20 protein-coding genes are annotated in these 26,805 nt (G+C 36.0%); 6 read left to right on the top strand and 14 right to left on the bottom strand.

Translation table 11 applies throughout. The annotated features are described in order from the left end of the window. Positions 1-353 precede the first annotated feature (353 nt). Positions 354-719, top strand: a complete 366-nt coding sequence (locus tag DRF59_RS07095) for a helix-turn-helix transcriptional regulator (RefSeq protein ID WP_115958165.1) — start codon at positions 354-356, stop codon at positions 717-719. 709 nt (positions 720-1,428) lie between these two features. Here the strand turns inward: DRF59_RS07095 and DRF59_RS07090 are convergent. From DRF59_RS07090 to DRF59_RS07055, 8 genes are all read right to left on the bottom strand, one after another. Continuing rightward, complete coding sequence (locus DRF59_RS07090; RefSeq protein ID WP_115958163.1) at positions 1,429-1,917, bottom strand: DUF7336 domain-containing protein; 489 nt, start codon at positions 1,915-1,917, stop codon at positions 1,429-1,431. Between the two features lie 432 nt (positions 1,918-2,349). After that, a complete protein-coding gene (locus tag DRF59_RS07085; protein ID WP_115958161.1) occupies positions 2,350-2,844 on the bottom strand; it encodes a hypothetical protein in 495 nt (164 codons plus the stop codon). A gap of 43 nt (positions 2,845-2,887) precedes the next feature. Then, positions 2,888-3,544, bottom strand: a complete 657-nt coding sequence (locus DRF59_RS07080) for a hypothetical protein (RefSeq protein ID WP_115958159.1) — start codon at positions 3,542-3,544, stop codon at positions 2,888-2,890. Continuing rightward, positions 3,538-7,068 carry a DUF6443 domain-containing protein gene (locus DRF59_RS07075; protein ID WP_115958219.1) on the bottom strand — a complete coding sequence of 1,177 codons (3,531 nt, stop codon included), beginning with the start codon at positions 7,066-7,068 and terminating at the stop codon, positions 3,538-3,540. Before DRF59_RS07075 ends, DRF59_RS07080 begins: the two co-directional genes overlap by 7 nt. 10 nt (positions 7,069-7,078) lie before the next feature. Beyond that, a complete protein-coding gene (locus DRF59_RS07070; RefSeq protein WP_115958157.1) occupies positions 7,079-10,573 on the bottom strand; it encodes a DUF5977 domain-containing protein in 3,495 nt (1,164 codons plus the stop codon). 7 nt (positions 10,574-10,580) lie between these two features. Further along, on the bottom strand, positions 10,581-12,206 hold the full coding sequence (locus tag DRF59_RS07065) for a T9SS type A sorting domain-containing protein (RefSeq protein WP_115958217.1): 1,626 nt from the start codon (positions 12,204-12,206) through the stop codon (positions 10,581-10,583). A gap of 511 nt (positions 12,207-12,717) precedes the next feature. Further along, on the bottom strand, positions 12,718-15,183 hold the full coding sequence (locus tag DRF59_RS07060; protein ID WP_115958155.1) for a vWA domain-containing protein: 2,466 nt from the start codon (positions 15,181-15,183) through the stop codon (positions 12,718-12,720). A gap of 12 nt (positions 15,184-15,195) precedes the next feature. After that, entirely contained in the window at positions 15,196-15,714 is a 519-nt protein-coding gene (locus tag DRF59_RS07055; protein ID WP_115958153.1) for an RNA polymerase sigma factor, read from the bottom strand. Positions 15,715-15,923: 209 nt separating this feature from the next. Between DRF59_RS07055 and DRF59_RS07050 the strand changes: the two genes are divergently transcribed. Together DRF59_RS07050 and DRF59_RS07045 are read left to right on the top strand one after the other, a co-directional pair. Further along, positions 15,924-17,126 carry a C1 family peptidase gene (locus DRF59_RS07050; RefSeq protein ID WP_115958151.1) on the top strand — a complete coding sequence of 401 codons (1,203 nt, stop codon included), beginning with the start codon at positions 15,924-15,926 and terminating at the stop codon, positions 17,124-17,126. Positions 17,127-17,277: 151 nt separating this feature from the next. After that, positions 17,278-17,436: a bacteriocin-like protein gene (locus tag DRF59_RS07045; protein ID WP_157967439.1), complete on the top strand. Its 159-nt coding sequence runs from the start codon at positions 17,278-17,280 to the stop codon at positions 17,434-17,436. Between the two features lie 169 nt (positions 17,437-17,605). Here DRF59_RS07045 and DRF59_RS07040 read toward each other — a convergent pair whose 3' ends face one another. Continuing rightward, a complete protein-coding gene (locus DRF59_RS07040; protein ID WP_115958147.1) occupies positions 17,606-18,667 on the bottom strand; it encodes an NADH:flavin oxidoreductase in 1,062 nt (353 codons plus the stop codon). 162 nt (positions 18,668-18,829) lie between these two features. On the opposite strand from DRF59_RS07040, the gene DRF59_RS07035 reads away from it, so the two are divergent. Both DRF59_RS07035 and DRF59_RS07030 read left to right on the top strand, forming a co-directional pair. Further along, positions 18,830-19,225, top strand: coding sequence for a winged helix-turn-helix transcriptional regulator (locus tag DRF59_RS07035; protein WP_115958145.1), 396 nt, complete (start codon positions 18,830-18,832; stop codon positions 19,223-19,225). 196 nt (positions 19,226-19,421) lie between these two features. Continuing rightward, entirely contained in the window at positions 19,422-19,718 is a 297-nt protein-coding gene (locus tag DRF59_RS07030) for a carboxymuconolactone decarboxylase family protein (RefSeq protein WP_206606738.1), read from the top strand. 46 nt (positions 19,719-19,764) lie between these two features. Here DRF59_RS07030 and DRF59_RS07025 read toward each other — a convergent pair whose 3' ends face one another. Together DRF59_RS07025 and DRF59_RS07020 are read right to left on the bottom strand one after the other, a co-directional pair. Further along, positions 19,765-20,841: a hypothetical protein gene (locus DRF59_RS07025; RefSeq protein ID WP_115958143.1), complete on the bottom strand. Its 1,077-nt coding sequence runs from the start codon at positions 20,839-20,841 to the stop codon at positions 19,765-19,767. A 67-nt stretch (positions 20,842-20,908) separates the two neighbouring features. Further along, positions 20,909-23,341 (bottom strand): alpha-ketoacid dehydrogenase subunit alpha/beta, encoded by a 2,433-nt coding sequence (locus DRF59_RS07020; RefSeq protein ID WP_115958141.1) that lies wholly within the window; start codon positions 23,339-23,341, stop codon positions 20,909-20,911. A gap of 136 nt (positions 23,342-23,477) precedes the next feature. On the opposite strand from DRF59_RS07020, the gene DRF59_RS07015 reads away from it, so the two are divergent. Then, the gene (locus DRF59_RS07015; protein WP_115958139.1) at positions 23,478-23,771 is read left to right on the top strand and encodes a hypothetical protein; all 294 of its coding nucleotides are present in this window, start codon (positions 23,478-23,480) and stop codon (positions 23,769-23,771) included. A 1-nt stretch (position 23,772) separates the two neighbouring features. Here DRF59_RS07015 and DRF59_RS07010 read toward each other — a convergent pair whose 3' ends face one another. The 3 genes from DRF59_RS07010 to DRF59_RS07000 all read right to left on the bottom strand — a co-directional run bounded on the left by DRF59_RS07010 (position 23,773) and on the right by DRF59_RS07000 (position 26,786). Then, positions 23,773-24,750 (bottom strand): polyprenyl synthetase family protein, encoded by a 978-nt coding sequence (locus tag DRF59_RS07010; RefSeq protein ID WP_115958137.1) that lies wholly within the window; start codon positions 24,748-24,750, stop codon positions 23,773-23,775. A 72-nt stretch (positions 24,751-24,822) separates the two neighbouring features. Beyond that, positions 24,823-25,701 carry an RNA-dependent RNA polymerase family protein gene (locus DRF59_RS07005; RefSeq protein WP_115958135.1) on the bottom strand — a complete coding sequence of 293 codons (879 nt, stop codon included), beginning with the start codon at positions 25,699-25,701 and terminating at the stop codon, positions 24,823-24,825. A 137-nt stretch (positions 25,702-25,838) separates the two neighbouring features. Next, on the bottom strand, positions 25,839-26,786 hold the full coding sequence (locus DRF59_RS07000) for a sterol desaturase family protein (protein ID WP_115958133.1): 948 nt from the start codon (positions 26,784-26,786) through the stop codon (positions 25,839-25,841). Between the last annotated feature and the right edge of the window lie 19 nt (positions 26,787-26,805).

The following is a 26,805-nucleotide window of genomic DNA, read 5'->3' as shown; positions in this document are numbered from 1 at the left end:
TGTAAGTATCATGATACTTTATGTGTAAAGCGGCTTAGAAAATAGTTGTAGAAAACGGGACAGCATGAAAATAAAAACGGCATGAGACTCTACAATATCTGCATCAGAGGTACTGGTATACCGTGCACACAGATAAGAGAACTCACGCCTAGGTCGTGAGCTTTCTGCCTATTTTCCCGTGTGCTAAAAATTACCAGTTTTCTGATACGAGATTCTAAGCAATAGCTTCTATTATTCGTTGAAGTATCGCAAAGCTACTTTATTGTAGCTTATTTTGCAAATATAGTAAAAAAACATTTATTCGATACAAATTTGTATCGAATAATATTATTTAATATTTCAAATTTTACTATATGAAAGAATATAGTAATGAAGAAATTCATGCTTTAGGCCTACAGATTGGTTGTGTAATCAGATTGGAAAGACTTAAAAAAAAGTTATCTCAGGAAGAACTAGGACTGCTAATAGGTTCTAACAGTACAACCATTGGAAGAATAGAAAGATATGAAAATAGTACTAATTGGGAGCTTCTCATTAAAGTCTGCCAAGCACTGGAAGTTGACTTTTATTCATTGTTTAAGTTACAGACATTGAATTCTGTTTTGTCAGTAATTAAGAATTGCTATGAACTTGAAAACAAATTAACAAAACAAAAAGAGAAGTACTATTCTGATCTTGATAAATCAGTGAAAATTGCATTTAGAAAAATAAAATCCTAACGAAAGCACGGATAGGGAACTATTTTTGATATGTTAATCAATATTATTAAAATGAGTTAACTCTGTTGAGTTAAATATAACGATTTTCAGATTATCCGAACTGGAAAATATGCCCAATGAAGATAAAATACATATCCTGCCCGTTCTCGACAACTTTATTAAACTGTAAAACTTAAAAATATTGCAGCGCGTTAGTCCTATTTTCTAATACAAAACAGAATATTATATAACACAAAACCCATTGCAATTGCGATGGGTTTATTTTATCTACCGGCACGAGCGAGACGATCGCGCCAGCATGGGGAGCTCGGGAATTATACTATTCTGAAGTTTTGATAGTGATTAAAGGCAGACTTTTAGCAAATAATACTATGTTTCTCCAATTAGGATCATTGAGAATCATATTATCATCATAGCTTTCTTCATAAGAAAAAGGTTATACATAATATTATTTTTATTCAAAAGGTGCCATTTTGGTTTGATCAAATTCTGTTTTTGGGATATGAGCTTCTGGTGTTCTTCCTCCTCCTTAGTTAGTTTTAATAGTTTCTTCCATTTTCCATACCCAGTTTTATTAATTCCATGCCTAACCCTTCATCGAAGAAGTTGGATTTCATAGAATTCATCCAATAAAGAACATTACTTTTCTCATAGAGAATATAATCCAAAACTTTAAAACTAATCAGACTCTGTGCAGTGAGCTAATCTTTTAAAATCCAGAAGACCATAAAAGCTGATTTAATTCTATTTCATCTATAATAAAATTTTCTGGATAATCTTTAAATCCCGGTTGCTCTTTTAATTGTTCAACAACTTGTTCAGCCATGGCTAAATTTGAGAAAACACCTATAATTCTTTCATCATCCGTGGAAGAATCCACAGTATATATATGGCTAATACTAAAGATAAATTTTAAATTTTGGACGATATAAGTATCATCAATTAAATCTTCTTCAGGTAAATAATCTCTTCCTATTTCGCCCACTACAGTATGAAATCCTACACTCCAATGTACTTTATTTAATTCATTCTTTATAATTGTAAAACCATTAGGATAATCTTTGAATCCAGAAAATTTTGATGCTATATTTTTAATTCTCTCTAATTCTCTTAAATCATCAAAAAAACCTAAAAGCTTACAATTTGTATGTGATTTGTCTGTATAAATATGTTCAAGAATGTATATAAAGCTTTTCATTTAAATTTATTTTTTCTTTGCTCTACATTTTTCTTTAATTCTTCCCATTTTCTTAATACAATATGGCTCATGGTGCTACTGGATATGTTGTTATTAAATTTCCTTGATAATCTGTAATTACATTAATCCAGGAAGTAACTACTCCTCCTTGTTTAATGTTAGGGCTGTAAACTTCTGCTAAAAGTAGATCTAAATTCACATTTCCAATCAGAATGGCAAGTTTTTTTTAATCAGTTCAAAGTTACAAACATTTCTCAGTTGGAGTTCTGTTTACAACTCAGGAAGTGTCTCTGGATTATTTCCTAGGTTCTAAAGCTGTCTTTTTGGAAAAATGTAGCTACAGTATAAAACACAAAACCCACCGAAGAAACGGCGGGTTTTATTTTAATCTGCGCAAAATCTCCCAACTTTGCACAGCGGGGAGTTTTCTATTTATTCTTTCACAAAAAATAGGTTTATTCTTGCTCGCTGCTTTGTCATTTTTCCATTAACAACCCTGAATAAGTTTGAAGTCTGCATCATCATTCTTTTATCATCAATACTGAAAATATAATAGACAGTATTAAGAGTGTCCAAATTTTTAAACTCATAGGTTCCTACAGTATTGTGCTTATTAGCAATTGATTTATTTTCTACATCGAAAACACCTTGTTCATTAACAGTAACATTTTTATCAATTTTTATTTTTGTTTCTGTTTTTTTATTGTCATCGAAAAAAATTACGTTCGTAAGTTTCCATTCACCAAAAGCCTTCTTTTGCTTTTCTTCGGATAATCTTACACCTTCATTTCCTCCTATATACTTTACGGATTGAGGTACAGAAATATTTTCTCTATCCGTTTCTTTCTTGTTACAAAACATTAATAAGAAAAGAAAACCAACACTAATAACTCCTTTGATTTTTTTGCTGTTGTATTGTTTTAACATCGACTGATTCATATCGTGTGAGAGCAATGCCTGCAAGGGAACTTTAATTATTAACAAACATACTTACAGATGAAAAAGTTGTTTCTTTTTTATTTTCACTTTCGGAAAAAAATGTTGCAACTCCAGCAATTGATTTTTCTTTTTTTTTCCCAGGAATAAAACATATGTAATAACCATTTTCGGTTTTACAATCAATCCTTTTATCTTCAATAGTATTATTATTTTTCGTCATATAATTAAATTCCACTCTGGTTTTTTCATCTTTATACTTTGGAAAATAAAATTTAAATTCATATCCATTATTCTTATAAATAACATCATAATATTGACTAAATCGATTTATCAATTTACCTTTTTCATAAAATTTAATCTGATTTTCCTTTTCCATATTTACAGACAAAAACTCAATCTCATACAAAAAATCATTAGTTTTATCCTTAACTTTCCACCATCCGATTTTTTCATTATTTTTAACATTCTTATAGCCTTGCAAAGTATATTGATTACTCTCACCACTAATTAGAATTATTGAATCATTTTCTTTTTTACTACTAATTGCATAATTATCTTCATTAGTAATATCCTGAATATTGACTTGTTTACTAAACTTTTTATCATTTTTTTTACATGAAAAAAATAAAAAGATAATTAAAAGCAAAAAAAAATTTTTCGCTGTTCTTTTATTATTTTTTACTACCATTTTTTGCCAAGAAAATTTATTCTATTATAATAGTTTTTTAACTTTTGATCATTAACATTTTTAACAGCATTATTAAACATAATACTATCATTGGTTTTCGTTTGAGTAGGTACTTTTTTTATTGTATCTCTTGAGTAAGAAAATGGAGAATCTGAGATTTGCTCCACTAAAGCAGTACTATCATTACTCTTGAAATTAAAAGGATTTCCAATTCCTTGCATATCAATACCAAATTGATAAAGTCCATCTTCTCCTTTAGGAGTTCTAGATCTATTAAACCCATTCAATATATACTCAAACATATTGTTTGTTTCAAGCTTGTCTCCAGGTAAAACCTTATTCATAGTATTGGGATCCGTTTCATTAGCCCCACCAGTAAAAATCTGGAATGTCTCTTGAGTCCAGGTTGTCGAAGTTCCTCCCATAGACATTGGAAGTAAATTCAAAGCTACATTCATAGAGGCAAGATCATCCGCTCCGAGCTTTGTTATAGAACCTCCTTCATTTAGCTGTGCATAAGCAGAGGGAGTTCCCCCATCTACACTTACATTGGCAAATACTGTCCCGTTCTTCGCAAAACCATCTACTCCTTTTATTTTTTGAGCTTGTTCTACTGTTGTAACTTTTTCATCATATCGCCAGACTCCATCCTGTCTTATCCAATCAGTCCCTTGTCTTCCATCAGGGTCAATAAACCTTATTGGATTATTGAACGCATAATTGTAAGAGCTATGACGGCGCATTTGCTCAGCCAGAGGATCTACAACGCCCCACCTTCCGATATCAGGCATATATAATCTTGCTCCATAATCATACATTCCTGTTTCTTGTAGCTCTTTCCCGTTGTACTTATAATTTCGGTAACCTCCTAATAAACCTTTACCTCCACCAATATGGTTCAATCCAAAAGGATAATAATTGTTGCTGTCTGTAATTTCAAGAACACCTGCGCTGTTTTTTGCATAGTTTACCCTTGCATTTCCTAAATGATCTTTATATTGGTAAATATAACGATTTTCTGTAAAGCTGTAAAACCCTTCAGAAGTTGGTACAAAATCAAGATTCCAGGAAGGGGTTATGGTTCCAGGATCCAGTAAATCTGCACCTTTATAAGCTTCCTGTTCATAAGCAACACTGGTCCTGCACCATTCACAAGGTGATAATACCTCCTTGTAACTGTATTGGAAACCATCTAAATAATCAGTCAGAATATTTGTGGTGGACTGGCCTTTTCCTCCTCCGGTAGTATAGGTCTTTCTCAGTTTTACTCCATCTGCACGATACAAATAACTCAGTCCAATATTGACATAATTTCCCATAATATCTTTCTCAGTAATCGAAAAATTATATGGTAAATTAAGGTAATTGTATGTAATACTCCCAATTCCTTTATCTTTCATATTGATCATATTCCCGTTTGCATCGTAATCAATAATGTTATTTCCGCCTTCATAGCCTGTATCATTCAGAGCGTTTTCTGTAATTTTAGTCAAACGGTTTCCACTCAGCTGGTAATCCAGGTTGTCTACCAGTTTAGGGGTTAACTGTAATGGAGGTACCGCTGTCCTTTTAAGGTTGGTAATATTCCCGTTCAGGTCATACGTAAGGTATTCATCAAAATTACCGCTATTTCCGGTTACCGGTTCTTTATAGAAGGCATTTTTTAACCTGTTTAAAGGATCATATTCAAAGTTATAACGCTTAAGAAGAGGATCTGAGCTACTATTCCAGTCGATCTCGGCAATATTCCCATTGTATCTGCCAGCTGCATTCGTTGGATTGACCGGGTTATGATAACGGATCTCATAGCCAAACAGTTTTCCGTTCAGGTTTGCAGGATCATTAATCTTGGTCATCCATCCCCGGATGTTGTATTTATAATCAATCTGCTGGAGAGGTGATGTGGCTACCACTCCTCCTACTTTCTTACTTTCCAGCTGGGAAAGTTCATTGTATTTATTCTGGGCTAAGATCTCAACAGGATTGCTGTCCACCTTATGGCGGTGCATGGTCAATCTGTTCTGAGCATCATAGGTGAAATATTCAACGATATTTCTTTGGGTATCGGAAGCCAGCCTTTTATGATAGGTATTGGTCTGAAGAATCGTGCCTGAAAAATCAAGCTTGTGGTTAAGTACGGTATATCCTCCAAGATGGTTAATACTTCTTGAACCAATCATCCTTCCTTTGGTATCATACCAGGTATACGTCTTCGTCCAGTTGTCATCTTCTATATTCTTGACATACGAAGCTACAGGAAGTCCTTTTGTACTGTGGTCCTGCGAAGGATCATCCGTCAGAAGGGGCTGGGCAAACACATTGGTCACCGCAGGGGAACCGGGAGGATAGCTATCATAATAATTGATACTCAGAACCTTAATGCCTGTACTGGGATAGCTGGTAGCAGCATTATTATCATAATAAACCTGCATTCCGCTGACATCTGTAAAACCAACTGATGAAGTTCTGGTTACCTTGTTGATGCCAAGGTTATCTACCAGCTTCTGTTCTGCTTCTCTTCCTGCAGGGCCATAAGCCTGCGCGGATGTATATATCCCGGTATAAGCGACTCTTCCAAAAGCATCATACTTGGTAAAAAGCCATTGTTTGGAGGCTCCCATAACAGCATCCTGCGTCATGATCACACGATCTGCCTTATCATAGATGGTATATTCCCAGCTTTTACCGGGAAGTTTCTTAAGTACAGGCCTTCCTTTCCCATCATAACGGTACCAGTAACACAAGCCGGCCAATACTGTACTTATATCGGAAGCGGCGGCTGCTTTGGGTGGGATTACAAAAGCAAGCTGATCATAGTCATTATACACATAATAGGTATCTGCATTTTCAGTAGCACTCAGTACTTTCCGTACCAGGATAACCTGGCCTTTCCCGTTCTTAAACTCTATCGTTTTATTTCCGTCTTCGTCAGTCACTGTATTCTTATACAACAGGCTGGCTGGATAATATCCAACAGTACTGCTTATACTGGAAGCTGTTGTACTGTTTGACCATACTGCGGTAGCAATGAATTTTTTTACCTCGTTCGCAACATTTGTTTCATAGGTAAACTTCACAGGCTTACTGCTCCATGCATTTCCTACCTGGATCTGCTGCTGGATACGGTCTAACGGGGAGTTTTCCAGATCCTTCTCTGCATAAATCTTCTCTGATCCGTACAAAGCAGACTGGGTGGCATTGGCCAATGGATTGGGAACGATTGCCCCGTTCAAGGTACCGGACTGGGGAACCGGTAAATAATCCTTTACCTGTCTTCCAAACGGGTCATATTCGATGTGGGTGACCACATCCCTGCCCAGAGGGGAAGCTTTTACATTCACCACCTGTTTCGGCCTGCCCAACCCGTCAAAATACTGAACCGTTTCAGATACTCTGGGGTTTACAAGAGTAGGATCTGATAAATAGGTTTTACTGTAAATGTAATTTTCTGTAATACTTGGTATTGTTTGTGCATAAGACAGCAATATAAACAATACACTTATTAGAGTAAACATCTTTTTCATGATTTGTTTTTTATTTATCATATTCAAAATTAAATGTCACCGACCCACCATTATTTCCACCTCCACTTAGCCAAACTGTAACACCACCGTTTGGTGCTATTGATATTGTAGCAGAAGTTCCTTCTGAATAAGCACTGATATTTTTGTATGAATTCGGTGTACATAAGTTTTGGAGTGTTCCAATAAATACTCCCCCAGACCAATTTAAATTGGGATCAGTAACCGGAAGGCTTAATATTGCATTTATATGATTAGCTGATGTTTCTTGAAATGATGAATAATAAATTGAAACGTTGTAAGCAGGGGTAATTGTACAAACATATGGGGTACAAACGCCATTGGTATTCGCATAAGCTTGTCCATTAGTATTTACATCAGTCTGAGCTTTTTGATCAGCGTCTGCCTGGCTTATTGTAGAAGAATATTTACCTATGGGAACAACATAAGTTGTTGGTTCAGGTAATGTTCCTGGACCACAATTCGTTCTTGTAAAAACCTGTCTTCTTTCATTATTATAAAAAATAGCAGGAGCATAATTATATTTATATTCCTTAATTGTCTTATTTTCGCTATCCTCTATTTTTTCAAGTCTATTTGCTAAATCATACTTATAACTTTCTCTATGGCCCGATGCGGAGGTTATACTTTTTACTCCAATTAAAGGGGCATGGGTATAAGTTGAAATAATACAATCTTTCAATTCTATTTTTTTACTGAACTCTTTGAGTTTTGAAATCAAATCGGCTTCTGTTATGGAATCAAAATGTAAATCAGATTTTTTTACGATTTCTAGATTTAAATAAGCGTTATTATCATCTCCGTTCAACCCAAATGCCTGCATAACCTGAGAATAATTTGCATTTTCCACTTTTGCGATTGGCTGACTTTGCCTGTACCCCCAGATAACAGTTGTTGGGATTCCGCTTTTTTCAGTGTATTGTAGCAAATTTCCCTTTGAATCATACCTGTCGTAAGTCATATCCGTTCTCATTAACATAGTTTTCAAATCATAAGATAACTCAGAAGTTGGAAGCAAATTAGCTGAGTTGTCATATTTTGTTTCTTGTTTAGCTAAAGTTTTACCATTGTATTTTTTTTCAATTTCAACAGGTCTATCTAATATATTAGCATCAATCAACTTTTGAATATTTTTATCTTTTGCATTTCTATAATACTCTTCAGTAATATCATCAGCTGAGATAGTTTTTCTATATTTTAATCTCGCATCATCATAATTATATGAGTTTTCCAATTTGATACTAGTGGATGAGAAAAAGTTTTCTTCAGTTTTCTTTTTAAGATTATTAAAATAGGTAACAACATGATTGGAAGCTTTATAGGTCCCTGAATAGTAATTCCCGTTATAACTGGTAAATGTTTTCTGTACCTTTAACGAATCTTTTACCTGGTAATCATATTCGTAAGAACTTCTTTTAATCGGAAGGGTTACTCCTTCTTTATAAAAGCTTTCAGATATTAATTTTCCTCTTCTATCATCAAATGACTGAACATACGAACTTGGAAATTTTAAAAATTTCAGGAAATTTAATGTAGGTTGATCAGTGAATTGATAATCAGATTGCATAAACTTATCTGGATAATTACTAAAATTAGAATATTTTCTTTCTATATATCCTTTGCCTACCTCTTCTTCAATTATCCTTGAATATCCTATAATTGCTCCTGTATTAAAACCTATTCCCGAAGCGATCTCTGTTTTTCCTATGTTTGAAGGAGTTGTTACGAAGTTAATTTCGCCAGAGGAAGTGTTATTTTCATTAATATATTTATAATTAATTTCTTTTTTCAAAACATTATTAGAATCAAATAATCTCATATTATTAACTCTTGTGCTTCCAAGAATATGTTTTTCTCCATCGTATATAAAGTCATCATTTTCATAACTCAATTCTAAAGAACCACCAGCTGGATATACTAGTTTCTTTAATAGTCCTAGCTTAGAAAGGGGCTTCGCTGATCTATCTACACCATTTGTTGTGGCATATGCTCCTGTATGTATTAATGGAAATGGAAGCAGCTGATCCGTTTGGAGTGTTGGATAAAAATAAATTTTTGTGTCAGGATAAAAATTATCAAATTCATGGAAATTAGTTTTTGAAAACACAATATCAGAATCATTATTATTATAATATCCTAAAAAATCAACTTTGGAAGAGTTCCTGGCAGGAAAATTATTGCTATCATAATAAAACTTATAAGTTCCTAAAGATGAATCTGTTATGGAATTGAGTTTAAGGCGCTTACATTCATAGTTTCCAGAAGTGCAGTTTGCCGAATCAAAATAGTCATAGCTAAAATTTACCTGTTTAATGATACTCGCATTTTTATTCTTAATCTGAATATTGGTCAATGCATTTCCTGGATAATCAAGTCTGCTATGTCCATATAAAAGTTCTACAACTACCTCACTGGTTATAATTTTTTTAAGTCTGGTGGGTATTAAAACAGAACCGGTCAATCTATTAATTGGCATATTGGCATTATCATTCGTAGTACGTGTTCCTAATTCAAAATTATTAGCAACCGGATAATTTCCAAAATTTAAATAGCCGTCTGTTCTAAGTGTTAAATGTTCGTAGGGATTAGAATAATATTCATATTCAAAAATAACTTCTTTTCCTGAAAAAGGATCTTTAATCTTGGTTAAATTCCAATTATTAACCTGAAGTGAATTGTGGCTATAATAGTTTGATGCATAATCATTTATAATAGACGATTCAGGTTTATCGTAAGTATAAATATATCCATTTTCACCTGTGATTTCAAATTTATCTATCTGATAGAAAACGGTAGCACTTCCTCCATATCCAAGAAAACCTTCAAGAGATTTACAAGAAGTTTTTGTTGTTAGATTAGGGGTATTATTAAGTTTTGCTTTAGAACCGAGAAAGTGTGCCCGCAAAGTGGTATCATTTATTCTTGTAAAATAAAATTTATCAGTTAACCCAGGAGCATTAACATAATAAAAATCAGGGGTTGAATCTATATATATATCATCATTTTCCCAGATCCTATTATTGATACATAGATTATCAACTACTGGACTTTCAATATTTAAATATCCTTTACTTTGTCTATGCCACGCTAAAGATAATTCTGGTTCAAATGTTGCTGTGGTGTAGTAACTATAAGATTCAATTAGGTCATTCATATCGTTAACCTTTACAGTCAAATTCCCTGTGGCGTTTAAGTTCCAGCCTAACCCTACAGATGTAGCAATATCAGCAACTTTATTTCCTTTTGTATTATAAGAAAGGCCAATAGGTATATTTAATTTTCCAAATTTGATATCATAAATTGGAACAGAAATGTTTGTTTTTCCGATATAGTTTAATTCAGGAAAATCTGCATATTTCATGATGCTTGCAATCTCAGGTGTTGCAATATTTTGAATTTGTTTTTCAATTGTGGTAATCTGCGACTGATAGTTTGCAAAAACAAAAAGTGCAGGTAAAAGTATTCCTCTAGAATTGTATTTCTTCATTTATATTTTATTTTTTTATCAGTTTAGCATTCGCTGTTTTGTTATCATTAGTTTTTATTGTCACCAGGTAAGCTCCCTGTACCAAAGCCTGGGTATTGATCTTCGGTACAGAATTCTTTGTTGTGAGGCTTTGAAGCTGTCTTCCGCTCATATCGTAAACTGTAATTTGAGCATCTTTAAAGGCAAAACCTATTTCCACATAGGCATAGTCAGATACCGGGTTCGGATAGATCTTGATGTCATGTTTCTCGATCAGCTGGTCTACCTGTTTGTCTCCAAGCTTTATAATCTTCCAGTTCTCTTTCCCCAGCTCTTCTGCACTGGTTCCTGCAAGGATAATCGAGCCATCCCGGTTCAGCCTCAGATCTGAAAGCCTTTCCTCCTTCTTTTTAGATTCCCCTTTCACATGCTTTCTCCACTGTTCATTGCCATTGCCATCCAGGTACAGCATCCAGAAGGTTTCATCCCCGGTTTCTATTCTTCCTTCTGCCTGGGTGTAGCCTCCTAAAAGAATTCCCCTGGTTCCTTTATCATCTGCTGAATGAAGAACATTCATTCCCATCAGAATATCACGGTTTTTAAAATTGTAAGATTTCTGCCACTGTTCATTGCCGCGTTCATCAAGGGCAACCAGCCATAAGTCTGTGCCTTCTTCTATTCCTGTGGTCTTGTTGCCGGATCTCTCTGATCTTGATTCACCACCGATAATATATCCGTCAGATTTCAGAGAAAGGGTCCGTAAGTGGTCATCTCCGGCTCCGCCATAGTTCTTTTCCCATTCCACCTTTCCGTTCTTATCTAACTTTATGATCCAGTAATCCCCTTCACCGAAGTTGCTGCTGGCTTTTGGCAAATAGCTTATGGCTGTAGAAGCTGCAGAGGACAAGTTCCGGTGGGCAGATGGATCAGCCGGATTCCTTACTTCTGAATCACGGATCCCGGAGCTTCTGGAATACACTCCTAATAAGACTCCTCCATCTTTCGTGGGAATCATTTTCTCTACCTCATCCAGGCCTTTTCCTCCTAAAATAAGTTGTGATAGTTCTTTTCCATCTTTATCCAATCTGATGATCCAGGCATCTTTGGAACCATAGCCTTTGGGGGAGTTGTGTACGTTTCCTGCTACAAAAAAGCCTAAGTCAGTAGTCTGGATCACTGCCCTGGCTTCTTCATCTGAAGATGTGCCCAGGGTCTTCTGCCAGAGTTCATCCCCGAATTCATTCAAACGGATCAGCCAGATATCTGAACCACCTTTGGAAGCTTCTTTCTTATCCAGGCCTTTCCCCGAATAGGAGGTTCCTGAAATTAAGAATCCACCATCCTGCGTGGCTACTGTTGCAGATAAATAGTCATGGTTCTGGCCGGAGAAGTATTTCTCCCAGACTTGTTCTCCCTGCTGGTTTAGTTTCACCAGGTGGAAGTCATAGCCGTTATTCTGCTTACTTCCCGGAGCCTGAAGCTTATCGCTTTGAATGCTGCTTCCTGTAATTAAATACTGCTGGTCAATGGTCGTGGTCACCTGGCTCAAAAAATCCTGCGTGGAAGATTTAATGTCTTTCTGCCAGATCGTTTCCTGGGCTGACATACCCAGGGCTGTGCATAACGTCAATGCACCTAGATAAATTTTTTTCATAGGCATTTGAATTTTTTTGAAAAATAAAAATTTAAAAATGAAATAAATAGGTTTTTATGTGTATTTCATTTGTAATTTTACATACACATTTATATAATTCTTCCGCAAAAATCATAATATTGTACAACCTGCATACAAATTGTACAAGTTTTTATGGTTTTGTGAGTTTTGGGGAAAGGATATCAAAGAGATGATCAATATCCGGATTCGAAATAAAAAGAGCAGAATGCTCCATAGTAAAATTCTTCATGTCAGTGTTTAATTTAGGCACAGTTATTATAATACCACAAAAATAAGATTTTCAGTTCACAGGGGAAAGAATTATTTTATTTTATATCTGATGATTCATCATAAATCATGTGGCAGGTATATTTTGATTAACATAGGCAAAGATAATCCCTCAAAGCGACAGAACTTGTCGTGTTTACGATCAGATTACAACTTATTATAAACGCTGAAAATTCCGGCAGGGGCAAAAAAAAGAAATTTCCGGAGAAATTTCTTTTTTAGATTATTTTTGACCCGTTTTATACGTTTCTATCAGCCGCAGAAACTCAGACCGGTATCCATCTTCATCATTACCTTTCCCTTCTTTGGCAAGATTTTCAATAACACGTAAATCTTTTCCTTTAATCAGGTTTGAATTCCTTAAAACCAGGCCGAACCAGGCTACAGAAGAAGCAAACTTAAAATCCCTGCTTGCTGAAGAAATCTTTTGATCAGCATTTTTAACAACGTGAATGAGCTCCCGGCTCGTATCTTCATCCGGTTTCTTGTATCTGAATTTTACCGTTGCCAGCTCATCACCAGACTGGTTGGAGGAAAATACCCGGGAATATTTAAGTTCACTATCTTTTGAAAGAAATTCTGATCTTGTTCCTGCGGGAATAATTTCATACAAGGCTGTAACGGTATGCCCGCTGCCCAATTCTCCCGCATCTATTTTATCATTAACAAAATCCTCATTTTCCAGTTTTCTGTTCTCATAACCGATTAACCGGTAGGATTGTACAAATTCAGGATTAAACTCAATCTGAATCTTCACATCCTTGGCTATGGTATACATACTTCCGGTAAACTCTTTCCCCAGAAATTTATTGGCTTCCTGCAGATTATCGATATAGGCATAGTTTCCGTTTCCTTTATCAGCAAGGGTTTCCAGGGTATTATCCTTATAATTTCCCATTCCGAACCCCAAACAGGTAAGAAAAACTCCTGATTTTCTTTTTTCTTCAATAAGAGTTTTGAGGTCTGATGCAGAAGACATTCCTACATTAAAATCCCCGTCCGTTGCAATAATGACACGGTTATTTCCGGCTTTTACAAAATGCTCCTGTGCCAGCTTATAAGCCAGCTCAATTCCAGCCCCTCCAGCCGTACTTCCTCCTGCCTGAAGACGGTCCAGAGCCTGGATAATTTTTTCCTTCTCTCCTGCTGATGTAGGCGGCAGAACCATTCCTGCGCTTCCGGCATATACTACTATTCCCACTTTATCCTTTGACCTCATCTGATTCAGCAACACCCTGAATGAAGATTTCAGTAACGGCAGTTTATTGGGGGCATCCATCGAACCGGAGACATCAATAAGGAAAATAAAATTGGATGCCGGAAGATGGTCTGTCGGAATATTTTTTCCCTGAAGACCTATCTTTAATAACTTATGACCGGGATTCCAGGGAGCTTCATTGTATTCGGTACTGATTGAAAACGGAACCCCGTTTTGAGGCTGAGGATAATCATATTTGAAATAATTAACCATTTCTTCAATACGGACCGCGTTTTTATCCACCGGCTGGCCGTTATTGATCATCCTCCTGATATTTGAATAAGAAGCGTTGTCAACATCAATGGAGAAGGTGGATAACGGCTGATTATTGGTAAGTTCAAACGGGTTTTCAACAAAAGCATCATAGCTCTCATTATCGGATATAGGAAAAACCTGCTTTTGCCTGCTGATTTCTTCCTGAAGCCGCTTCATTTTTCTCTTTTCCTTCCCTGAAAGCTTTTTGGTCTTCACTACAATAACTCCGTTCGCTCCACGGCTCCCATATATGGCGGCAGCTGAAGTATCTTTTAATACCTTCACATCTTCAATGTTACCGGGATCGAGGCTCCTGAAAACACCATCCGGAACCACTTCTCCGTTGATAACGTACAATGGCTGATTTTCCGGTCTTACAGAGGCTACACCCCTGATTATCACCTGCCCTTCATTCCGGTTAAAGTATCCTTTATTCAGATGGTCTGAGGTATTTTTAATTTCATTTCTTCTTTTGCCGCTTATTCCTGATGCAGGAGTTATCTGTATGCCGGCAACACTTCCCTGTAATGCTGAAGCTACAGACTGAGAAGCCATATTTCCGGAACCGGATATCGTTGCAGCACCCGTAACAGAAGATGCTGTTTTTTTAATTCCAAATGCAGTCATCACAACTTCTTCAATTTCCTGTGTGCGCTCATGGGTATCATTTTCTTGAGAGCTGTTTTTATCAGTTTGTATCTGATACTCATTAATTACCGGATTAAATTCCGGAGACGAAGACCTGTTTAACGGCAACGCAACAGGCTGCAGAATATCGGAAGAGGTAACAGAAACTTTATTCGTATTAACAGCCACCTTCTCTGTCGCAGGTTCTATTTTCTGTTTCTCTTTCCGGATATTTTCTTTCGTTATATGATCAATTTGGGCAATATGATTATCCGGTACAGTTTCTTTAATAATACTACCTGTTAACATTGATGAATTACTCTGTAATGTCTCTTCCTTATTCAGAAAATAAAAAGCTCCCGAACCTACCATAAGACTGGCAGCTACTCCATAAGGGAGCCAAAATGGGACAATTCTCCTTTTTTCTTTTTTCTGATCCAGCTTCTCTTCGATCTTTTCCCAAACTTTTTCAAAACCCGGAAAAACCGTCGGTTCATCTGAAAGCCTGGAAGCTTCACTGAATTGTTGATCAATATGATTATTTTCCATTGTCGTAAAAGTTTAAATGTTTTGATTTACCAAAAGTTCCTGTAATTTTTTCCGTGCAAAGCTGAGCTGGGATTTGGAGGTCCCTTCACTGATGGAAAGCATGGCTGCTATTTCCTTGTGAGGATATCCCTCAATAGCAAAAAGATTGAATATTGCCCGGCAGCCTTCGGGGAGAAAATTCAGCAGATTAAGAATATCTTTTTCAAAAGAGATGTTCTCAGCAGTTCCTTCTGCGGGATGGATAAGGTTTTCTTCTAATGAAATAAATAAAGCTTTACCCGTCCTTAGCTTCTGAAGACATTCATTAACGGCAATCTTTCTTGCCCAGGCCTCAAAAGTACCAGGATTATGAAGCTGGGTAATTTTCGTGAAGATTTTATAGAACGTATCTGCCAATACTTCTTCTATATCTTCATCGTTTTTCAGATAGCGTCTGCAGACCGAATACAGTCTGCCCGCCATTTTCTCATAAACCTTCCGCTGTGCATTGCGGTCGTTACGTTGACATTCCAGTAATAATTCTCGTTCCATAGTCAGGAGTTATATGAGTATAGATGCAGAAATTTTTGTGAGGGTTGGAAACATTATCACTTTTTTTAGCAAAAAGACAATTTGCAAATTAGTATATAATCTTTTTACGATTTACCTTATCATATTTTTTGCATTCCAAATTTAACCTTTCCCCCTGTAACAAATCTCTATTATCAACGACTCTTAATATAAATAATCTTTTTATAGTAATGAAAAATGCGAAAATGGCATCATTACTTTTTGTTTTGTCTGCAGGAAGTATGATGTTTGCCCAAGATGACTTAATCAACAAGTTAAAAAACAACCAATCACAAAATGCTAATTTTCAGTTCACAACGTTAAAGGACGTGGGTGCAACCTCTGTAAAGAATCAGGGTTCATCAGGAACCTGCTGGAGCTATTCAGGAAACTCTTTCCTTGAATCAGAAATGCAGAGAATGGGCAAAAAACCTGTAGATCTTGCTGAAATTTTTACAGCAAGAAACTCGTACCATGATAAAGCGAAATTATATGTTCTGAATAATGGGGCCATCAGCTGGGGTGACGGAGGAGAACTTCACGATGTAATCAATATGTACAGGAAATACGGCGCAGTTCCTCAGGATGTGTATACAGGATTAAAAGCCGGACAGACTACGAATAACTTCAAAGAAATGCAGGGGAAACTGAAACCGGTTCTTGACAGTCTTGTTCAGGCTTCTTCAAAAGGAAAACTTACTGACAACTGGATGGATTCTGTAGATGCGATTCTTGATGAATATTTAGGAAAAGTACCTGCTAACTTTACTTATGAAGGAAAAAACTATACTCCAAAAACATTTGCTAAAGAAGTGGTAGGAATCAATCCTGAAGATTACGTAGAATTATCTTCCTATAAAGATTACCCGTATTTTCAGAAATTTGTAGTTCCGATTCCTGATAACTGGAGCCATGATTCTGACTGGAATGTTCCGATGAAAGATCTTACGGCAATTATTGACAACGCTGTAAATAAAGGATATTCTGTAGGTTGGGCAACGGACGTTTCCGAACCCTATTTCTCCTACAAAAACGGGGTGGCTTATGTACCGGATATGGATCTTGAACAAATCAATGCTGAAAATAAACAAACTTTATTTACAGAACCTAAAAAAGATAAGACCATTACTGAAGATATGCGTCAGAAAGCGCTTAACAATCTTTCAACAACAGATGACCATGGTATGCACATCGTAGGTTTGGCAAAAGACCAGACCGGTAAAGAATATTATATGGTTAAAAATTCATGGGGAGTAACCAATGATTTTGCAGGATATATTTATGTAACAAGACCTTATGTTGAATACAAATCAACAGCGATCCTGGTTCATAAGAATGCCATTCCAAAAAGTATTCTGAAACAACTGAAACCAACAAAAAATATTGGTTTATAACATCAATCATTTCTGCCATCCACAGCCTGGCAGTTTAGATATTTAAATCTGTTAAAGCCCATTCCGGAATTCCGGAATGGGCTTATTTTTAAGATACGATATACCACATAAAAAAAATAGTATATTTGTCATCATCAACAAATTATTACCTATGAAAAATCTGAAAAAATTAACCAAACGGGAATTGAAAAACATTAATGGCGGTAATGCGCCGGACTGCCCTGAAGGCACTACACCATGCTATATCCCCGGCAGTAATGGCTTCCCTTCCCGGTGGAAATGTATTCTGGATACCATGGAATGTCCATAAAATAAACCCGGCTTTCAGAAATTTGAAAGCCGGGTTTTTAATAAATAGGTGAAAAAATTAAATATAAAATAAAGTGAATTATGGAATTGTGATCAGGAATATCTATTACTCCAACAGTTATTGCCTGTTTTCAGATCAACCGTGAAGTAAACCGCTATTCAATGGTCACTTAAAATAATACGCCCATACTTTCCGCCGAAAAATCAAGAAGCTCTTCCATATTTCCTTCTTTGATCTTCTTTACCCATTGGTAGTCCTGCAGAATAGCACGCCCTACAGCAACAAGATCAAACTCTTCATGATCCAATCTTCTGATCAGCTCTGTAAGATCTGATTTCTCTGTTCCCTGACCTGCAAAAGAATTCAGGAAGTCGCCGTTCAGCCCTACTGATCCCACTGTAATAGTAGGCTGACCAGTAATTTTTTTAGCCCATCCTGCAAAGTTTAAATCTGAACCTTCAAATTCAGGCTCCCAGAAACGGCGTTGTGAACAGTGGAAAATATCTACGCCAGCTTCTTTTAAAGGCAATAACCAGTCTTCCATTTCTTCTGGAGTAAAAGCCAGTTTTGTTTTATAATCCTGCTGTTTCCACTGGGAAAGACGGATAATAATGGTAAAATCTTCGCCTACTGCTGCTCTGATCGCCTTAACAACATCCACAGCAAATCTGCTTCTCTCTTTTAATGTTTTACCTCCATATTCATCTGTCCTTATATTGGTTACTTCCCAGAAGAACTGATCGATAAGGTATCCATGTGCTCCATGGATCTCAATACAGTCAAAACCAAGATCTTTTGCTGATTTTGCAGAGGCTGCAAACTGTGCAATGGTATCCTGGATATCTTCAATAGTCATGGTTGAAGCTTTTTCCATTGGAACCAAAGGATAGTCTTCTGACATTCTTGTATCTCCTACATGCCAGATCTGAGGTCCCATTTTGCCTCCGTTATGATGTACAGTATCAATTACATTTTTCCAGCCATTTAAAGCTTCTGTTCCATAGAAATCCGGAATATTCTGCATATTTTTTGATCCAGGCCTGTTGATCACGGTTCCTTCGGAAAGAATCAATCCTACTTCTGAAGCAGCTCTTCTTCCGTAATAATCTGCAATATTCTGTGTAGGAACTCCATTGTCAGACTGTGCTCTGGTCATAGGAGCCATTACGATTCTGTTTTTAAGCTGTAAATTTTTATATTGAAACGGTTGAAATAATGATGATGTGCTCATTTTGTACGTGATGTTTATATTTGTTACACAAAGTAACTAATAATAGTTTGTTTTTGTATCTTTTATTAAAAAAATAGTGGTAACTTCGCAGTAACTTACATTAGTAACATCAAAGTAACGTATGAAACCAGATTCTATACGGCCAACAATAAATAACTTCTTATGAAAAAGAATGAATTAATGCAATACAGCTGTCCCTTGGGGAAAGCAATGGCTGCCCTGGGAAGCAAATGGAAACCTATCATTGTATTGGTAATAAAAGACCGGAAACTGCGTTTTGGAGAACTGGCCGTGCGTATTAATGTTATTTCCAGGAAGGTACTTACGGATCAGCTCAGGGAAATGGAAAGTGATGGACTTGTGATTCGTGAAGAGTTTAAAGAGCTGCCCCCACGGGTTGAATATTCTCTTACAGAAAAAGGACTGGCTTTGTTACCGATTTTATATTTACTGGAAGAGTGGGAAGCCAAATATCAGGTGAAAGGAGTGCATACCGATAAAGATTGCACTTTTTTGAATGAGGATGTGAAAAATAAGAAGGCTGTCAATGTTTTATAACTTTTTGCTTGCACTTTCAAAAAGGTAAGTGTATTACGGAAAAGTAAGTATATAGGTTCTGGAGCGTTTTTGATGCAAATTTTCAGAAAAATTTCATTATGAATTACAAAGACATTGCAAAAAACAATTGGAAATCTATACAGAGCCCACAACAGCATCAGAAGATCCGAAATTGATGAAAAATTAATTGCCTTGGTTGAACTTAGGGGTACCGGTTATGCGTATTGTTGCAGTTATCATGCGAAAGAACTTTCTGATTTCGGCATTGAACAGGATATTATTAACAGGCTCCATACCAATGCCTTCAATGAGCTGCAAAAGCTTGTTTTTAGTATGGGTAGAAGCTCTCACTTACAGCAAAGATGATTGGGAAGACACTAAAGCAAAACTTATAAAGCATTTTACAGAAAGAGAAATTGTGGAGCTGACGGCAAGCATTACCCTGATGAATACTTTGAATAGATTGAGGGTTTCTTTGGTGGAAGAGGAATAATTCTATAAAAGCTATATTGTTATTGCCTTATTACTTAAGTATTTAATTATTTAGTAAACACTCTTTTTAATCTTCTAAAAATTTCAGGTAAATTAAACTTTAAACCACTATATTCAAATTCTTGAATTGTAACTAGACCATCCAACGTTTTTTCTTCATTTTTCAAATTTTGTTCAATATAAGTTTGTTTTTGAAAATTGCTAAATTTCAAACTTTCAATAGTAGCATTTTTAGATTCAATTATTGAATGCGCTAAAACTAATTGGGATTTTAAATGATAAATATTTGATAAGAGTTGTTGAACACTAATATCATTATAATCCTTAGTTATTATTTCTAAGTTTTGAGTATCTGGAAGTGACAAATAAAAGTTTAACAAATTACGAATATTACATAATGCTTCATTTGAATTTTTAGGTTTTATTGAGAAAAAAGTATCATCATTCCTTGCTTCTAATATTGACGTTATTTCTATTCCATAGTCTTCTAAAAACTTTGAAAAATAAATTAAATATTGTTCACATGCTTGTCTTATTTCAGGAGGAAAGGAAAATTTATTAATTATAGAATCAACACCTATTAAATTTGAGTTTTCAAATATATTTTTAATTTCAGTATCAATTATTGAAAGAAAATTTTGATACTCCTGATTAATATTTTTATTTAAATCTAGATCAGAATAAATATTAAAGCCTTCATCTAAAAAATCATTATTATCAATAAAAACAACTGAAAATCCATACGGAATTAAGACTAATTTTAGCCTTTTGATAAAAGTTATAATATCATAAGGTTTATTCCATTTTATAAAATTTGGAAGTACAGAAAATAAAATTTTATTGTTATCTTTAAACCATAACGAAGTTCTGCCTTGATCAGTCCAACTTAAATTATTAAAAATTTCAAAGTTTATTGATATTGTAAATATTCCTACATTTTCTTTAAAAAAATCAGAAATTGTGTATTTATCTGAGATTTCAAAAATTTTACTATTAAATGAAATGTTAAACTCTCTACCTTGACCACCCCAATTATCAGATGCTAATCCAACTTCAACGTTATCAAGATACACAACATAATCTTCCCAATTACTAGTTTCAACTTTTCTAAAGTTTAAATTCATATCACTAATTTAAACAAAAAAACCGCTCCCAAAAGGAAGCGGTTTCAAAATTTATCTAAAATCCCAATTAGAATATCGCAGGATACTTCTGAGGATTTGTTTCATTAAACATGGCATAGATCTTTTCTACCATATCATCTGTAGATGGCTTACTGAAATAATCACCATCACTTGCATATGCCGGTCTGTGATCATTTGCAGAAATCGTTAAAGGATCCGAGTCAAGATATCTGAATGCTTTTTGCTTTTCCAGAATCTGTTGCAGGATAAATCCTGTTGTTCCACCTTCTACATCTTCATCAATTACTACCAATCTGTTTGTCTTCTTAACACTTTCAGCAATTTCGTGAGATAAATCGAAAGGAATCAATGACTGAATATCAATCACTTCGGCAGAAATCCCCAGCTTTTCAAGTTCATTGGCAGCTTCTGTTACAATTCTCCAGGTAGAACCGTAGGTCACCAACGTAACATCTGTCCCTTCTTTTGTAACTTCAATCTTTCCTACCGGTACGGTGAATTCACCTAAATTATCCGGTTGTTTTTCCTTCAGTCGGTATCCGTTCAGGCATTCTACGATGATCGCAGGTTCATCTGTCTGAAGCATTGTGTTATAGAATCCGGCAGCTTTGGTCAGGTTTCTTGGTACCAGTACCAGAATTCCTTTTGAAAGGTTAAGAATACCTGCCATTGGAGAACCTGAATGCCAGATTCCTTCCAGCCTGTGGCCTCTTGTTCTGATAATTACCGGAGCTTTCTGGCCTCCTTTTGTTCGGTATTGTACAGTAGCCAGATCATCACTCATCCCCTGCAGGCAGTAAAGAACATAATCTAAGTACTGGATTTCAGCGATAGGTCTCAGTCCTCTCATCGCCATCCCGATTCCCTGTCCAAGAATGGTTGCTTCACGGATTCCGGTATCTGCAACACGCAATGCACCGTATTTTTCCTGCATCCCCTCAAGCCCCTGGTTTACATCACCGATATTTCCGGCATCTTCACCAAACACTAAGGTTTCAGGATATTTCTCGAAAATTTTATCAAAATTATTTCTTACGACTACCCTTCCGTCCACATCTTCCGAACTGTCTGAATAGACCGGTTTGATTTCTTTTACATTCTCGGCTTTCCATTGGGACTGTGAATATAAATGGGAAGAGTAATTATCTTTTTCAATTTCAAAAACCTCATTGTATTTCTGCATTAATTGGTTTCTTTCAGCAGAATTCGTTCCTCTTGTTGCCAATAAAGCTTTTCTTGCCAGATGAAAGACATCTTTTTTAGCTTTGGAAACCAGCTTATTAAATTGGGTAATATATGTTTCCACTTCAGTATTCTGACCTTTAAGGTTCTCTACTAAAGGTAAAATGGTCTGTACTAAATCAGTAATCGTTTTCTGATAGTTATCCCATGCTGTTTTCTGTCCGGCTTTTGCAATTTTCTTTGCCTCTTCATCAATAGCCGCCAGTTCTTCAGCAGTAGCGATTACTTCTTCTTTTCCTTCAATTTCAATAGAATAATTCAGGATCCATTCTTTGAATTTCACCAGTCCGTCAAATTGAGTTTCCCAGGCAAGACGCTCTTCATTTTTATATCTTTCGTGGGATCCGGATGTAGAATGCCCCTGAGGCTGGGTAACTTCCACTACATGAACCACCACAGGAACGCTTTCTGTCCTTGCAAAATGCTCAGCTTTTGCATAAGCATCCAACAGTGCGGGATAATCCCATGCTTTTACCTGGATGATCTCACATCCCTGGTTTTCGCCATCTTTTCTCTGGAAACCACTTAACATTTCGCTGATATCAGCTTTTGCTCTCTGGTTTTTAGTAGGAACCGAAATTCCGTACCCGTCATCCCAGATGGACACAATCATAGGTACCTGAAGTGCACAGGCTGCATTCAGGGTCTCCCAGAAATGACCTTCTGCTGTAGAAGCGTCACCAATAGTTCCAAAAGCAATTTCATTACCTTCTTTTGAAAATTTCTCGGAACCTTCAAATTTTACACTTTTATAAATCTTAGAAGCCTGGGCCAATCCCAATAACCTTGGCATTTGTCCTGCCGTAGGAGAAATATCTGAAGAGATATTTTTCTGTGCTGTAAGGTCTTTCCAGCTTCCGTCTTCATTTAAACTTCTTGTGGCAAAGTGCCCGTTCATCTGTCTTCCGGCTGAAGCAGGTTCCCTTTCCACACTTGTATCTGCATACAGCTGGGCAAAGAAGCTCTCAACGGTCAATGCATCTACTGCTAATGCAAAAGTCTGATCCCTGTAATATCCTGAACGGAAGTCTCCATTTCTGAAAACTTTCGCCATTGCAAGCTGAGGAAGTTCCTTACCATCCCCAAAAATTCCGAATTTAGCTTTTCCTGTGAGGACTTCTCTTCTTCCAAGATAAGACATTTCACGAGAGATCCTTCCTAACTTGTAATCGCCAAGTATCTGATTTTTAAAATCTTGAAAGGATATTTGCTGTGTTTCAATATAGGTTGTTTGCATAGCTAAGTATAAAAGTTTTTATTCTTCAAGTATTTTGCTAATATACACTTTTTAAATTAATTTTAATTTTTAATAATCTTTTTTAAAAATTTGATAATAAAAAAAATTGTGCTTTATTTTGAAAAAAATTGTAAAGATGGAAAAAAAGTCACCTCATATTCTTAATGCATCCAGCAATCTTTTAGGATTTTCATTGATTATTATTACCTCTTTAAAAATCACTAAAATCAGTCATAATACATATTTAGACGAATTCGCCGGACTTGCATGCCTGCTTTTTGCATGCAGCTGTTTCTTTTCATTCCTGGCGATCAGAACAAAAGAAGAAAAGAGAGAAAGCAGATTTGAGACTATTGCGGATTATTTATTTTTAATCGCCTTATTTTGTATAGTATTAGCCGTTATTATTGTAACCGTGAGAATAATTTGATTTAAAATTTTCGCTCAATTACATAATCCAGCATAATATGTAAAGATTTTCTGGCTTCAGAATCCGGAAATTCATTTAAAATATCTTTCGCTTTCTGCTGAAAGTCTTTCATCACCTTAATGGCATAATCCAATCCCCCGGAACTCTTTACAAACTCAATCAGCTCTTTTACCCTTTTAGGGTTATTATTATAACGTTTAATGGTATCAAAGTAGTATTTCCTGTCCTTATCGTTCGCCATTTTGAGGGTATGGATCAAGGGAAGGGTCATTTTCTGTTCCTTAATATCTATTCCCACCGGCTTACCGATGACATTGGAACTCAGGTAATCAAAAAGATCATCTTTAATCTGAAAAGCCATTCCGGTGTATGTTCCGAAGTCCTGCATTTTTTTTGCCAGGGTTTCACCTGCATTATTGGAAAGAACTCCGATTTCACAACATGCAGCAATCAGAGTCGCTGTTTTCTGGCGGATAATCTCATAATAAACATCTTCCGTGATATCCAGCTTTCTGGCTTTTTCCAGTTGGAGAAGCTCTCCTTCAGACATTTCACGAATGGTTCTTGAAATCACACCAAGCAGATCATAATCTTTATGGTCAGTAGATAACAATACTGATTTTGACAACAGGTAATCCCCTACCAGAACAGCAATTTTATTCTTCCACAGAGCATTGATAGAGAAGAAATTACGACGTTTAAAACTTTCATCTACCACATCATCATGTACCAGAGTAGCCGTATGGATCAGCTCGATCATGGAGGCGCCACGGTAAGTCTTTTCATTAACCTCCCCTACCAGCTTGGCACAAAGAAATACAAACATAGGACGCATCTGTTTTCCTTTGGTTGTGACAATAAAGCGGGTTACTTTATCTAATAAAGGCACTTTACTCTGCATTGATTCATAAAACTTCTGTTCAAAAAGTTTCATTTCCTCGTTGATCGGTCGTTTAATCTCTTCTACTGTATTTGCCACAATCTGCGAATGCTGGGTGAATAATTATTAATTCTCACAAAGATAATTTTTTTCGCTCAATTTTAAGAAAAATTAATCTCTGAGTTTTTCTTTCGGGATAAAATAAAATGCCGGTTTTGTACTCCCCAGCGGAGACCTGAATTTTTCCCCTGAGATATAAATTCCGCTATCGTCCACCGCTATTCCCTCGATCTGTCCTATTGAGAGCGAACTGCCAAGATAGTAATGTTTTGGGGCATCTTTAAAAAAAATCCCCGGACTGGTCTCTGCAAAAATATTCAGAAAAACTTCTGTCTTCTTCGTATACCCTACCAAATACAGCTTATTTTCAAAATAAGCAGCATCCGTCACCATAAAACCCGTATCAAAAGCTTCCGTTTTTACAGCATCCTGTTTATCATAAATATCAGGATCAATCACATAATGTGCTGTAGCTTTTGAGATCCATTCTTTTGTAAAAAGGTGAATTTTTCCGTTCGCGTACACCATCGCTTCAGCATCAAAATCTGTCTTCCAGTAATGGGAAATATAATCCGTCTGTTCAGGATAGTGAAAAAGGATTTCACGGATCTGATTATTTTTCAGACTGTCATTAATAAAGGGAATCTTATAAATCTTAAGATGTCTCCTGCTTCCGTCATTATTACCAAAATCACCAATATAAAAATGACTTCCGTCATTAGTGAGGGCCTCCCAATCCGTATTTTTAGCATCTGTTTTTAAGATATTTAAAACCTTTCCTGTAGTTTTGCTGATCTCAAATAGTTCAGGCGTATTACCACTGTCATTGAATGTATATAATTTTCCGTTCAGGATATTCAGCCCTGAGGTTTCTTTGATTTCATCATTGAGATTACTGATTTTGTATTTTTTTATTTTCAGAAAATCAGTTTGTTGTGAAAATGAAAATCCACAAGTTATAAGAGTTAAAAGCAGAAAAAATTTTTTCATACGGTAAAAATAGAACTTTCAAACGGAATACAGGATCTGTGGAAAGGCTCCCATTACTCCGGTCTTCTTTATAAAAGCAGAAAAACGGGCTTACCGCCCGTCCTTCCTTATAGATTTTTATTAAAATTAACTTAGCGTTAAGCAATTTTCTGTTCTTTTTGATTTTGCTGCTCTTTCTTTTTAGCCTGTTTTGCAAAATACTCTTTCTGATATTGTCTGACAGTCTTTCCTGTCCCGTCATGCCTCCATCCCGGAGAATTGAAAATATAATTGATCCGGTCGGTAAACTTCAGTCCCGGCTGTTTAATATCTTTCCAGATTTTTCTCCATTCATATAAAAGCACTGTGTCCGGTTTATTGTCAGGCATTTTTGGATAAATTCCATATTTAACAGGAACGTTTGGATCTTCTTTTTCGAAGGTTCCGAAAATCTTGTCCCAGATGATCAGGCACATTCCCATATTTTTATCCAGATATTTTATATTGCAGGCATGATGTACGCGGTGATGGGAAGGGGTTACCAGAATATGTTCCAGGAATCCCATACTTTTTACGGTTTGCGTATGCACCCAGGTTCCATAGACCTGCCCGATCGCATATACCACCATAATATGCCAGGGATTGAATCCGAGAAATGCCAGTGGGGAAAAATATAAATACCTGTAAAGCGGTTGCAAAACAGGGCTTCTGAAACCGGTGGTCAGATTAAAGAATTCTGAATTATGATGGGTAATATGAACTGCCCAGAATGCTCTGGAGCGATGATCAACATAGTGCAGGACATAGTATGCAAAATCCGTGATTACAAAACAGATCAGCCAGTACCAGATGGTAAAATCCCATGTAAATAGCCTGTGATGGTAAAAAAAGAACATAACTCCCATGGCAAAGGCCTTCATGATAAGGTCAAGGCCAAAGTTCATCAGTGCCAGATAAACATTGGTCGCTACATCCTTACCGCTGTATAATTTAGCCTCTGAAACATGACTGTAAATCATTTCAGCTAAAATAACGGTAGCATGCAACGGAATTGCCCATGCGTATACACTTTCTAACCCATCCTCGTTCATAAAAAAGTCCATCATCACACAATAATTTGTGCAA

The sequence above is a fragment of the Chryseobacterium flavum genome (assembly GCF_003385595.1).
Lineage (GTDB): Bacteria > Bacteroidota > Bacteroidia > Flavobacteriales > Weeksellaceae > Chryseobacterium > Chryseobacterium flavum.
The sequence above is the reverse complement of the archived record's forward strand: the minus strand, read 5'-3'. Positions and strand labels throughout refer to the sequence as shown.